The 11,847-nt window shown below is 68.1% G+C and carries 12 protein-coding genes; 2 read left to right on the top strand and 10 right to left on the bottom strand.

Going from position 1 to position 11,847, the window contains the following annotated elements:
• Window positions 1–26: 26 nt before the first annotated feature.
• The 4 genes from K3U94_RS03955 to K3U94_RS03940 all read right to left on the bottom strand — a co-directional run bounded on the left by K3U94_RS03955 (window position 27) and on the right by K3U94_RS03940 (window position 3,767).
• The gene (locus K3U94_RS03955; RefSeq protein WP_174549759.1) at window positions 27–812 is read right to left on the bottom strand and encodes an ABC transporter permease; all 786 of its coding nucleotides are present in this window, start codon (window positions 810–812) and stop codon (window positions 27–29) included.
• Window positions 813–884: 72 nt separating this feature from the next.
• Window positions 885–1,685, bottom strand: coding sequence for an MlaE family ABC transporter permease (locus K3U94_RS03950; protein ID WP_047317590.1), 801 nt, complete (start codon window positions 1,683–1,685; stop codon window positions 885–887).
• A 130-nt stretch (window positions 1,686–1,815) separates the two neighbouring features.
• Entirely contained in the window at window positions 1,816–2,640 is an 825-nt protein-coding gene (locus tag K3U94_RS03945; protein WP_047317591.1) for an enoyl-CoA hydratase/isomerase family protein, read from the bottom strand.
• A 38-nt stretch (window positions 2,641–2,678) separates the two neighbouring features.
• Window positions 2,679–3,767 carry a phosphotransferase family protein gene (locus K3U94_RS03940; protein WP_220695644.1) on the bottom strand — a complete coding sequence of 363 codons (1,089 nt, stop codon included), beginning with the start codon at window positions 3,765–3,767 and terminating at the stop codon, window positions 2,679–2,681.
• Window positions 3,768–3,887: 120 nt separating this feature from the next.
• Between K3U94_RS03940 and K3U94_RS03935 the strand changes: the two genes are divergently transcribed.
• Together K3U94_RS03935 and K3U94_RS03930 are read left to right on the top strand one after the other, a co-directional pair.
• Entirely contained in the window at window positions 3,888–5,384 is a 1,497-nt protein-coding gene (locus K3U94_RS03935) for an acyl-CoA carboxylase subunit beta (protein WP_220695643.1), read from the top strand.
• Complete coding sequence (locus K3U94_RS03930; RefSeq protein WP_220695642.1) at window positions 5,384–5,830, top strand: lipocalin-like domain-containing protein; 447 nt, start codon at window positions 5,384–5,386, stop codon at window positions 5,828–5,830. Before K3U94_RS03935 ends, K3U94_RS03930 begins: the two co-directional genes overlap by 1 nt.
• Here the strand turns inward: K3U94_RS03930 and K3U94_RS03925 are convergent.
• From K3U94_RS03925 to K3U94_RS03900, 6 genes are all read right to left on the bottom strand, one after another.
• Window positions 5,817–6,785 (bottom strand): NADPH:quinone oxidoreductase family protein, encoded by a 969-nt coding sequence (locus tag K3U94_RS03925; protein WP_220695641.1) that lies wholly within the window; start codon window positions 6,783–6,785, stop codon window positions 5,817–5,819. The two genes, K3U94_RS03930 and K3U94_RS03925, sit on opposite strands and share 14 nt — an antisense overlap.
• Window positions 6,785–7,384 carry a TetR/AcrR family transcriptional regulator gene (locus tag K3U94_RS03920; RefSeq protein WP_220695640.1) on the bottom strand — a complete coding sequence of 200 codons (600 nt, stop codon included), beginning with the start codon at window positions 7,382–7,384 and terminating at the stop codon, window positions 6,785–6,787. Before K3U94_RS03920 ends, K3U94_RS03925 begins: the two co-directional genes overlap by 1 nt.
• Window positions 7,381–8,679 carry an acyl-CoA dehydrogenase family protein gene (locus K3U94_RS03915; protein ID WP_047317597.1) on the bottom strand — a complete coding sequence of 433 codons (1,299 nt, stop codon included), beginning with the start codon at window positions 8,677–8,679 and terminating at the stop codon, window positions 7,381–7,383. Before K3U94_RS03915 ends, K3U94_RS03920 begins: the two co-directional genes overlap by 4 nt.
• Before the next feature lie 23 nt (window positions 8,680–8,702).
• A complete protein-coding gene (locus tag K3U94_RS03910; protein ID WP_047317598.1) occupies window positions 8,703–9,464 on the bottom strand; it encodes an SDR family NAD(P)-dependent oxidoreductase in 762 nt (253 codons plus the stop codon).
• Window position 9,465: 1 nt separating this feature from the next.
• Complete coding sequence (locus tag K3U94_RS03905; protein ID WP_220695639.1) at window positions 9,466–10,503, bottom strand: phosphotransferase family protein; 1,038 nt, start codon at window positions 10,501–10,503, stop codon at window positions 9,466–9,468.
• A gap of 153 nt (window positions 10,504–10,656) precedes the next feature.
• Entirely contained in the window at window positions 10,657–11,838 is a 1,182-nt protein-coding gene (locus K3U94_RS03900; protein WP_220695638.1) for an NAD(P)/FAD-dependent oxidoreductase, read from the bottom strand.
• Between the last annotated feature and the right edge of the window lie 9 nt (window positions 11,839–11,847).

The following is an 11,847-nucleotide window of genomic DNA, read 5'->3' as shown; positions in this document are numbered from 1 at the left end:
ACCGCGACGTGCGCGAATGCCGGTAGCTACCCGGCCAGGTTGAAGTTGCCGCTGGCCCCGTAGACCGACAGTGAGACCAACAGCGTCACCGAGACGACGACGATCAGCGAGGTCCGCACCGCGTTGCCCACCGCGACGCCGACCCCGGCCGGACCACCGGCGGCGAAATAGCCGAAATAGGTATGGATCAACAAGATGGTGATCGCCATCAAGAAGGCCTGCAGGAACGACCACAACAGGTCGATGGGGTTGAGGAACGTGCGGAAATAGTGGTCGTAGAGGCCGGCCGACTGACCGAACAAGAACACCGTGGTGAAGCGACTGGCCACGAACGACAGGATCACCGCGATGGCATACAGCGGAACGATCGCGACCAGCCCGGCGACGATGCGGGTGCTGACCAGGTAGGCGATCGGGCGGATGGCCATCGATTCCAGCGCGTCGATCTCCTCGTTGATCCGCATGGCCCCCAGCTGCGCGGTGACCCCGGCGCCGAAGGTGGCGGCCAGGCCGATCCCCGCGACCACCGGGGCCGAGATGCGCACGTTGATGAATGCCGCCAGGAATCCGGTCAGGGCCTCGATGCCGATGTTGCCCAGCGAGCTGTATCCCTGCACCGCCAGGGTGCCGCCGGCCGCCAGGGTCAGGAAGCCGACGATCACCACCGTGCCGCCGATCATCGCCAGGGTGCCGGTGCCCATGCTGATTTCGGCGATCAGCCGGATGACCTCGCGACGGTAGTGGGCGAACGCGAACGGTGTGGTGGCGATCGCCTTGCCGTAGAACAGCGTGTGGTCGCCGATGCGCCCCATCGCGGCGATCGGTCGCCGGAGCTGCCGGGTGACACCCGGATAGACCGCCGCCAGAGCACGAAGCGCCACGGCTCAGCGCGCCGTCATCTTGATGCCGATCGCGGTGACCACCACGTTGACCACGAACAGGGACATGAAGGCGTACACCACGGTTTCGTTCACCGCGTTGCCGACGGCTTTGGCGCCGCCGCCGGAGATCGTCAAGCCGCGGTAGCAGGCGACCATTCCGGCGATCAGCCCGAACAGCGCTGCCTTGACGCAGGAGATGACCAGCTCGGGAACTCCGGTCAGCAGGGTGATCCCGGCCGCGAACGCGCCCGGGTTGACGTCTTGCACGAAGACCGAGAAGACGTAGCCACCAAGGATGCCGATGATCACCACGAGGCTGTTGAGCAGCAGCGCCACCAGCCCGGCGGCGAGCATCCGCGGTGTCACCAGCCGTTGCACCGGGTTGATGCCCAAGACCTCCATGGCGTCGATCTCTTCGCGAATCGTGCGCGACCCCAGGTCAGCACACATCGCGGTGGCACCGGCCCCCGCCACGATCAACACCGTCACCATCGGACCGACCTGGGTGACCGCGCCGAACGCCGCGCCGGCACCGGACAGGTCCGCCGCACCGAGCTCGCGCAGCAGGATGTTGAGGATGAAGCTGACCAGGACCGTGAACGGAATGGCCACCAGCAACGTCGGCGCAAGCGAGACGCGCGCGACGAACCAGGACTGCTCGATGAATTCCCGGGCCTGGAACGGACGTTTGAACAAGAACCTGACGGCGTCCACCGACATGGCGAAAAGCCCGCCGACCGCCTCCATCGGCCCCGCCAGACGAACCCTCGCCGATTCCGGGGACCAGCGGATCAGGTCCTTCATCCCCATAAAGACAGGCTCCTCCCGAGACAGTGCGCGTGAATCTTATCCGATTCGTGAATTCTGCGATACTCGATTCTGATTTTTGTGCACACTCATTCTCATCTGGCGCAAACGCCCCAAAGTGCCGTCTTCAAAGCCGGCCGTCGACCCGCAGGTCGGGATGCACCCACGCCGGTGACCTGCGCTCTTTGAAGGCACGGAACCCTTCGACGGCCTCCGGCGCACCCAAACTCGTGTTCATCCCGATCCGGTCGAACAGGCCGAGGTAGGAGTCCAGGCTGGCCTTCACCACGGCACGCGCGGCCGGCGCGGTGCGGCAGCACTGCGCCAGCACGTCGCGTGCGGCGTCGGCCAGTTCCTCGTGCGGCACCACACGTGCCACCATGCCCCAGTCGAGGGCTTCCTGCGCACCGAAGGTGCGGCCGGTGAACATCAGGTCGCGGGTTCGGACCGGTCCGATCACTCGCGCCAGCATCTGGCTGTAGTAGGTGTCGGCGATGCCGCGGAACAGCTCGGGCACCCGGAAGGTAGCGCGGTCGCTGACCACGGCCATGTCACTGCAGAGCGCGATCTGCAGCCCACCGCCCTGGCACAGCCCGTTGACCGCGGAGACCACCGGCTTGACCGAACTGCGCAGGGTGTCGAACGGGGTGATGTCCATGCCCAGCGCGGCCCCGAACGTGAGCCAGTCGTCCGCCCCGCCACCGCCCATGTCCCCGCCGGGGGCGAATACGTCTGCGGTGCCGGTGATCAACAGCCCGGCCAGCTCCGGATCCTGATTGACCCGGCCCACCGCATACCGCAGGCCGAAGTACATGGCCGGCGTCATCGCATTGCGGGCTTCGGGGCGATCCAGGGTGCAGACCGCGATCGGCCCCTCCCGCCGAAACGACAGGTACGGCGTTCCCAGCCAGTCCCCCTCGGGCGGGCGCGGCCCCTGCGATTGAGCATCCATCAGACCCCGACCTCTCCTTCTTCGGCGTGTACGCGGGCTCAGCCGGCCAGCTCGCCGACCAGCTCCAGCGTGCCCAGATCGCGGATGGCCTGGCAGCCGCGCTGCAGCATCGTGACGAACATGTCGTCGCCGCGGTCCGTGTCGGTCGCGAACACCAGCCCGAGCGCGCAGATCAGCGGCACCTGCAGCGCGCCGAACCGGTAGTCCTGCCAACAGGTTTCTCGGTCGTAATCGGTGACGCCGTGGCCCAGCAGCGCGCGGTGATAGTCGGTGACCAGGTCAGCTTCGATCTCTCTGCGCAGCTCGGACGCCAAGCTGGTGCCGGTGAAGAACGCCAGGTCCCGGGCCGGCAGCCCAACACCCAGCGTCTGCCAGTCGACCACCCAAATCTGGTCCCCGTCGGGACTGAACAGCATGTTGTCCAGCCGGTAGTCGCCATGGATCAACGCGAACCGGCCCAGCGGCGCCGACACCCACGGGGTGATGAGGTCCAGCGCAGCGGTCAACGTCGCGCAGTCCGCGTCACCGAGTTGGGCGCCGAGACGCTCAACGCATGCCCCGGCGCACATCCGGGCGATGTCACCCATGCCCTTGGCGCCGGCCTCGTCCAGCTGGGTCATGGCCAGGCCGGGAAAGGTCAGCCATCGTTGGTCGCACCAAGTGGGCGCGTGCAGCCCGGCCAGTGCGGTCACCGCCAACCGGGCCTGGCGTTCACCGCAACCCGCGATCTGATCACCCTGGACCGCGGGCGCCCGATCGGAGAGCAGCAGTGCGTACTCGGTTGCGTCATCAGTGATTTCGCAGTGGAAGCACTGCGGTATCGGAATCTTGACGCCGTCGGCGACGTCGCGATAGAAGGCGCACTCACTGCGATAGCCCAGGACGACGCGATCGCGGACGGCGTCCTCGCCTGCCGGCAGCTTGATCACGAAGCTGGCCGGCAGGTCGGCCGGGTTGTCGGCGTAGCGGGCCGCCACCCGATACGTGGCCCCGGTCTGGCCGGTGCCGACCGGGACGACGTCGACCGAGGCCACCTCGACCGGTTCGCCCCGGGCGCTCAACACCGCCGACAGCCACTGGCTGGTCACGTCGTGCGGGTGACGCGGTATCTGTCGCACGGAAGTCATCGGTCGCACTCCGGCGCAAGGGAACTCATACTCAAAACCCGCACGGGCAGCGGCTTCCAGCCATGCTGGAAGACGCTACAGTAAGAATTTCAGTATGGTCAACGAAAGAGGACCCCGCAGATGACGAACGCCCAGGACTGGCAGGAAACGCTGGAGGATCTGGACCGGCGGCGGCAGCACACGTGGGCCATGGGCGGCACCGAGCGGGTGGCCAAACACCGTGGCAAGGGCAAGCTCGATGCGCGGGCCCGAATCGGGCACCTGCTGGACCCGGGCAGCTTCCGCGAACTGGGCACCATGGTCGGCGGGCAGATCGCCGCCGACGGCATCGTGGTCGGCTCGGGTCTGATCAACGGCTCCCCGGTGATGGTGGGTGCGGAGGATTTCACCACCCTGGCCGGCAGCATCGGGCCCGGCGGCAACGCCAAGCGCTACCGGATCGCCGAACTGGCGCTGCGCGACAAGATCCCGCTGGTGATGCTGCTGGAGGGCGCCGGATTCCGTCCCACCGGTGAGCATTACGGCCGTACCCCGACCGACCTGCTGGCCCAGGCGCAGTGCTCGGGCAAGGTGCCGACCGTCGCCGCGGTAATGGGTCCCTCGGCCGGACACGGCGCCCTGGTCGGCCCGGTCTGCGACTTCCGGATCATGAGCCCGCACGGCGCGATCTTCACCGCCGGCCCCCCGGTGGTCAAAGAGTCCACCGGCGAAGACATCTCCAAGGAGGACCTGGGCGGTCCCGAGGTCGCGTTGAACAGCGGTGTGGTGCACAACTTCGGCGCCGACGACGAGACGGTGCTCGACGACATCCGCCGGTATCTGTCCTACTTCCCGTCCAGCGCATGGTCTTACCCCACGGCGCTGCCGCCGGACCCGGCCGCACAGTCGCGGCCCACTCCCGAGCTGCTCGACATCGTGTCGCGGGACAACCGCCGGGTCTACGACATGCGCTCGGTGCTCGACGTCGTCTTCGACCGGCCCGACTGGTTCGAAGTGCAGCCGCGGTTCGGTCGGGCGATCATCTGCGCGCTGGCCCATCTGGGCGGCCACCCGGTCGCGGTGGTGGCCAACCAGCCGCAGGTACTGGCCGGCTCGATCGACACCGACGCCGCGGACAAGGCGGCGCACTTCATCATGGTTGCCGATTCGTTCCACCTGCCGATCGTGTTCTTGGCCGACAACCCCGGCATGCTGCCCGGTAGCCGCTCCGAGCGTGCCGGGGTGTTGCGCGCCGGCGCCCGGATGTTCGCCGCCCAGACCGCGGCCACCACGGTGAAGCTGCACCTGACGCTGCGCAAGGCCTACGGCTTCGGCTCGATGGTGATGTCGCTGCTGGGGTTCGACTCCCAGGTGGCGACGTTCGCCTACCCCGGGGCGACGATGGGGGCGATGAGTGCGGCCGCGCTCAGCTCGGCGACGCACGCCGGGGAGGATCTGGCCGCCAAGCTGCGCGACACCGAACTGCAGGCGTCGTATCACTCCGCGCAGCAGCTCGGGTTCGACGAGCTGATTGACCCCCGGGAGACCCGCGACGCGCTGCTGGGGGCCCTGCAGCGCGGGTTGCGCAGCCGCCAGGCCGCCGCGGAGCCGGTGAGCCGAACCGTCATCATGCCCTGATGGGCACTTTGCGTGACGCGCTGCTGGGCGGCTGGGAGCTGTCGTCGTTCGAGTCCCGCGGTTCAGCGAGGCTCGACGCAGGAGAGGCGAAGCTGGGACCGCGGCATGAGCCCGTCGACGCCGGCACCGGCACGGTGTCACACCCGTTGGGCACGGCGCCGCGGGGTCTGATCCTCTACACCGCCGACGGGTATATGTCGGCGCAACTGACCGGCAGCGCGGACGCCGTGCTGCCCGCCTACATCGCCTACGGTGGCCGATTCCGCGTCGATGAGGACACTGCGACCGTGCATCACGAAGTCAGCGTCTCGATGCTGCCGGAGCTGCTGGCGAGCCCGCAGCTGCGGCAGGCACGCGTGGACGGCGACCGGCTGACGCTGTCGGCGACGACCACCAACGACGGTGTGACGACGCTCAACACCTTGGTCTGGGTCAGACGTCGATGATGACCTTGCCGATCGCTTTGCGGTCGGCGACGTAGCGCAGCGCGGTTGCGGTCTCGGCGAGCGGGAAGCGGGCGCCGATGTAGGGGCTGACCTTTCCCTCGGCGAACAGCCGGTTCAGTTCGGCGAGGTCGCGCTCGTTCTCCGCCGGAAAGTCGGTGGCGAACGTCCGGATCTCCATGCCCTGCACCGTGATGCCCTTGAGCATCACCAAATTCAGCGGAATCGCCGGAATCGAACCGGCGGCGTAGCCCAAGGTGATGAACCGCCCGCCTCGGGCCAGGCTGCGCAACGCCGGCTCGGCGTAGGAACCGCCGACCGGGTCGAGCACGGCCTGCGCGCCGTCGCCGGTGATCTCGCGGATCCGCGTCTTCAGGTCCTCCCGGTCGTAGTCGACCGTCGCGGCCGCACCGCGCTGGCGACACACCTCTAGCTTCTCCGGGCTGGACGCCGCGGCAAGCACTTTCGCGCCCATCGCCACGGCCAGGTCGACGGCGGCCAGCCCGACCCCGCCGGCGGCGCCCAGCACCACCACCCAATCGCCTTCTGCCACTTGGGCAACCGAGCGCAGTGCGTGATAGGCGGTCCGGTAGGTGACACCGAACCCGGCCGCGGCCGCGTAATCGATGCCGTCGGGAATGGCGGTCACCGCCGCGGCGGGCACCAGCGCCTGCTCGGCGAACCCGCCGACGAACGACGCGCCGGCCACCCGGTCCCCGACAGCGAACGGCACCCCGTCACCGACCGCGATCACATCACCGGCCAGCTCGCTGCCGGGCGTGAACGGTGCCGGGATCTTGAGCTGATACTTGCCGTCGATCAACAGCACGTCGGGGAAGTTGACCGCCGCGGCCCGCACGCGCACCACCATCGTGCCGGGGCTGGGCGTGGGGTCAGGCAGCTCCTTGAGCACCAGATCTTCCGGCGGGCCGTAGTGCTCACAGACCATCGCGCGCATCAGGCCGCCCCCAGCCCACGAAGACAGAACGACACCAGGTGATCCACATCGGCGCGCTTGGGCTGGGCGGTGCCGCCCAAGTAGCAGCGCATGGTGGCCAGCGTGCAGGTGAAGACCATGTCGGCGTCCCGGCGAGGGTTACGGCCGCCGAGCGCCGCGACAGGTTGGGTAAGCAAATCGCGCAGTGGCCGCAGGATCTCGTCGTCGGAGACCCCGGCGGCCGTCAGTTGGGTGCTGGCCGCGCGGCTCAGGCTCAACAGGTGGGGATCGGACACCTGCGCCACCGTACCTCGTATCCAGGCAGCCACCTGGCCGGCGGGCGTCGACTCCTTGGCCAACTGGTGGCGCAGATACGACACGACGATCGCGACGCCGCGTTCCATCACCGCCTGGAAAAGTTCCTCCTTACCGGCGAAATAGCGGTAGAACGCCTTATTCGATGATCCGGCTTCGGCGACGATGTCGCTGACCCGAGGCTCCTCGGGCGCGACCCGTTCCAGCACCGTGACGGCCGCCGCGAGGATGCGCTCCACTTCGGCGGTGGCCTGCTGCTGGCGGTCATCGAGCGCCCGGTGGACGGCAGCGTCGACTCTGCTCATGGCACCGCTGGAATCCGGTCGACCAGATCCCCGTACTTCGCGCGGGCGGCCTCGATACGGTTGTCCAGGAATTCGCTGGGCCACTCCGGATCTTCGGCGTCGTAGTCCTTGAGCAGCAGCCTTGCCAGGTTGACCTTGTGCGCCTCGGTGGGCCCGTCGGCCAGGCCCAGCGCCACCCCGCCCAACAGCACATTGGTCAGCGGCAACTGCTCGGTCAGGCCCATCGCGCCGTGCACCTGAATCGCGCGCAATCCGATCGACTTGAGTACCTGCGACGCCAGGATCTTGCAGACTCCGATCTCGGCACGGGCCGCCTTCTCGTCACCGGAGTCGATCAGCCAGGCCGCGTGCAGCACCGTCAGCCGAAACGGGATCAGCTCGGCGTAAGAGTCGGCGATGAACGCCTGCACCAGCTGCTTGTCGGCCAACGAACTGCCCTGAGTGAAGCGGCTTTTGGCGCGGCGGGCCATCATGTCGATGGCACGCTGGGCCACTCCGATCGAGCGCATGGCGTGGTGCAGCCGTCCGCCGGCCAGCCGACTCTGCAGGATCAGAAAGCCTTGACCGGGCTCCCCCAGGATGGCGTCGGCCGGGACCCGCACATTGTCGTAGCGCACCAGGGAATGCCCGGCCTCGTGCGGATGCGATCCCACCAGGTGGTGGGTGGCTTCGATGACCAGCCCCGGGGTTCCGGCGGGGATCAGAAAGGTCGACGCGCCGCGGTGCACCGGAACGTCCGGGTCGGTGATCGCCACCACGATGAAGAACGACGCCACCGAGGCGTTGGAGGAGAAGTACTTTCGCCCGGTGATCACCCAATCATCGCCGTCGCGAACGGCTCGGGTGGTGAACACCCGCGGGTCCGCGCCGCCCTGCGGTTCGGTCATGGAGAAGCAGGAGAAGATCTCCCCCGACAGCAGCCCGGCCAGATAGCTGTCCTTTTGCTCTTGGGTGCCGAACCGGGCCAGGATTTCGGCGTTGCCGGTGTCGGGGGCCTGGGTGCCGAACACGATCGGCGCCCAGCTGGACCGGCCCAGGATCTCGTTGATCAGGGTCAGCTTGACCGCGCCGAACCCCTGGCCGCCCAGTTCCGGGCCCAGATGCGGAGCCCATAGGCCTTGTTCACGCACTCGGTCCTTGAGTGGGTCGACGATCCGGCGGCGTTCCTCGGTCAGCGGCAGGTATTCGCAGCCCGGAAACAGCACCTCGAGTGGTTCCACCTCGTCGTGCACGAAGGTCCGGATCCAGTCGAGCTTCGCCTCGAACTCCGGTTCAGTAGAGAAGTCCCACGCCATCTTTGCTCCTTATCAGGGGTGGTTCAGACACTGCCGCCGTCGGCCCGCACGATCGAGCCGGTGGTGAAGCTGGAGGCGTCCGACATCAAAAACAGTGCTGCGCCGACGATCTCGGGCGGATTCCCGGCGCGCTGCAATGCGGCGGCGCCAAACGGGTTATCGGCTTCCCCGAAATTCCACGCCTTGGAGATGTCGGTCAGAAACGGGCCGGGCATCAAGGTGTTGACCCGGACCGTGGGGCCGAACGCCTGGGCCAGCGCTTCGGTCATGACGTTGAGCCCGGCCTTGGACGCGGCGTAGGGGATGAACGACGGGTGTGGGCGAATCGATCCGTGGGTGCTGACGTTGATGATCGATCCCCGGCCCGCGGCCACCATCCGTTCACCGATCAACGCCGACAACCGAAACGGCCCTTTGAGATTCAGGTTGACCACGGCGTCGAACATCTTCTCGGTGACGTCGGTCTGCTTGTCGTAAACCGGCGACATACCCGCGTTGTTGACCAGCACATCGACCCGGCCGAACCGCTCATAGGCCGCGTCGACCAAGCCGTCGAGCTGATCCCAGCGCCCGACGTGCACCGCATACGGCATTGCGGTGCGCCCCGTCTCGGCCTCGATCTCAGCGGCGGTGGCCTGGCACGCCTCGAGTTTGCGGCTGGCGATCAGCACGTCGGCGCCGCAGCGGGCGGCCGCCAGCGCCATCTCGCGCCCCAGACCGCGGCTGCCGCCGGTGACCAGCACCACCCGACCGGTCAGGTCGAAGAGCGAATCCGCATAACCCATGTCAGGCACGCCTTGCGGACAGCGAAGCGGCCAGTTCGGCTGCCTTGGAGATCAGCTGCGGGATCATCGGCCCCATGGCGGCGGCGATCTTCGGGTCCACCCGGTCACCGCTGACCGAGGCGGCGTAGGTCTTCTCCAGCACGATCCCGAGCTTCCAGTTGGCCAGCACCAGGTAGTAGTCGATGTTCTCCGTCGACAACCCGCTCACCCGCTCATAATGAGCCAGCAGCTCACTGCGCGTCGGCATTCCGGCGAGGTCGGCGTAATAGCCTTGCGTTCGGGGGTTTTCGCCGTCGTAGCCGAGCAGCGCCCAGGCCAGGTCCAGCAGTGGGTCGCCGATGGTCGTCATCTCCCAGTCGATGATCGCGACCAGTTTCGCCGGGGCGCCGTGCGCGTACATCACATTGGCGAACTGGTAGTCGCCGTGCATGATTCCCGGCGTGTAGTGCGCCGGCCGGTTGCGGCGCAGCCAGTCCGCGGCCTCGTCCAGGCCCGGCAGGTCGCGCACCCGGTAGCTGTCCAGGAACGCCAGCCAGCGATCGACCTGGCGTTCGTGGAATCCGTCCGGGCGGCCGAACCCGTCGAGGCCCTGCGCCCGCCAGTCCACTCGGCCGAGGCGGGCGGCGCCCTCGACCAGCTCGAAGGCCAGCCCGCGGCGGGCGGTCAGGTCCGTGTCGAACGGCGCCGGCCAGGCGTTTCCGGTGGAGTTCCAGCCGCGCACCTCGGCCATCACGTAGAACGGTGCGCCCAGCAGGTCGCCGGTGTCGTCGGCGGCGACCAACTCCGCATGCGGGACATCAGTGCCCGACAACGCCCGCACCAGTCGGATCTCGCGCCGCAACCCGTCGATGCGGGCGGCGTCCGCCCGGGCGCCCGGCATTCGCAGCACCATCGTGGCCTCGCCCCGGCGGAGCCGATAGAGGGTGTTCTGCGAGCCGCCGGTCAGCGGTTCCAGGACGGTCGGTTCGCCGTCCCCGGGTGCGCCATGAGCGTCGAGCCATCGCCCTAACGCCGCAGCATCGAGCTGTGATTCAGCCATCGCCTGCACCTCCCGATCTCCGTATGGAGAATATCGTTCTCCGGCGAAAAGGGAAGGGCTTTGTGGATTTTCTGGTCCGCGAGAGTGCATGCTTGTACGCCCAACACCGCGTGTTGCCGAGCAAACACGCCCGCTCGCGCCAAGTAAGGATCGCTATGCGTTGAGCACCTCGGAGATCGGGGCGCCCGCGGCGATCTTGGCCCGCGCACCCATCACCTTGCCGGGCCGGCCCGCGCCGACCACACCGGACAGCACACCGTTGCGCTCGTAGTAGGCCAGGAACTTGTGGCCGTCGTCCTCGACCAGGTGCACGGTGTCGGTGGCCTCCGGCTCACCCAGGCACTGGATCTTCACGTCGTACTGGTCGCTCCAGAAGTACGCGGGCACCGCCACGTCGTGCAGGGACTCCCGGCCCAGCATGGTCGGGACCATCACCCGCACCTGGGTGACGACATTGCTCCAGTGCTCGACGCGCACCTGATTCCCGTCGCGGCCCCGCCAGAACGCCACATCGCCGACGGCCCACACGTTCGGCACACTGGTGCGCCCGGTCGCGTCGCACACCACCCCGTTGTCGAGGTCGATCCCGCAGCCGTCCAGCCACTGGGTCGCCGGCCGCGAACCGACGCCGAGCACCACCACGTCGGCAGCCAGCTCGGTGCCGTCGGTGAGCACGACGGTCTCGACGCGGCCCGTGCCGCGAACCTCGGCGACGCCAATGCCGCTGCGGACATCGACGCCGTTGGTCCGGTGCAGCCGCGCCACCAGTTCGCCGATCTGCTCACCGAGCACGGCCGCCAGCGGGGTGGGCTGCGGCTCGACCAGCACCACGTCCACGCCCAGCTTGCGCAGGCTGGCCGCCGCCTCACAGCCGATGAATCCCGCGCCGATCACCACCGCCCGGCTGGCGCCGGCCGCGTCGTCGCGCAGCGCCAGACTGTCCTCGAAAGACCGGACCACCCGGATGCCGTCCAAGTCGCCGAAGCTCGGGATACGCCGCGGCACCAGACCGGTGGCGATCACGAGTTGGTCGTAGCCCAGCACGGTGCCATCGGCCAGCGTCACCGATTGCGCCGCGGTGTCCACGCTGCGCGCACCGCAGCCCAGCCGCAGGCCGATGTCGCGGGAGGCGTAGAACTCCGGCGACTCCAGCGTGGTGTCGTCGCGCTCGCCGCGCAGCACCTCTTTGGTCAGCGGCGGCCGGTCATAGGGCGGGCGAGTCTCATCGGAGACGATGGTGATCGGCCCCGCGTATTCTTCGCGCCGCAATTCCTCGGCCGTGCGAACGGCCGCCAGGCCGCCGCCGACGATAACGATCCCGTTGTCGGGCACCACGATCCCCCT

This window comes from Mycolicibacter heraklionensis (assembly GCF_019645815.1).
GTDB classification, from domain to species: domain Bacteria; phylum Actinomycetota; class Actinomycetes; order Mycobacteriales; family Mycobacteriaceae; genus Mycobacterium; species Mycobacterium heraklionense.
The sequence above is the reverse complement of the archived record's forward strand: the minus strand, read 5'-3'. Positions and strand labels throughout refer to the sequence as shown.